The organism is Pseudoalteromonas sp. RB2-MNA-CIBAN-0110 (genome assembly GCF_040309305.1).
Lineage (GTDB): Bacteria > Pseudomonadota > Gammaproteobacteria > Enterobacterales > Alteromonadaceae > Pseudoalteromonas > Pseudoalteromonas arctica.
In genome coordinates, this window is sequence record NZ_JBEOOQ010000345.1 from 1 (window position 1) to 233 (window position 233).

A 233-nucleotide genomic window follows, 5' to 3' on the forward strand; every position below is an offset into this window, starting at 1 on the left:
CTTCTTTACTTTCAACGCGGGCAAAATCAAGCATACTATTTAGCATCTGCAACAAATTATTGGCCGCATATTTTGCTTGGCTAGTTTGTTGAATTTGCCGCTGTGTTAATCCGTGCTCTGCGAGCATATCCAATAATCCCAACACGGCATTGAGGGGGGTGCGTATTTCGTGGCTTAAATTAGCAATAAAACGGCTTTTAGCCAACGTGGCACGCTCTGCATCATCTTTGGCT

General features: G+C 44.2%; 1 protein-coding gene. It reads right to left on the minus strand.

What is annotated here, in order from left to right; genetic code table 11:
* On the minus strand, window positions 1–233 hold a 233-nt coding region (locus AAEY68_RS21745), incomplete at both ends, for a sensor histidine kinase (protein WP_350586906.1).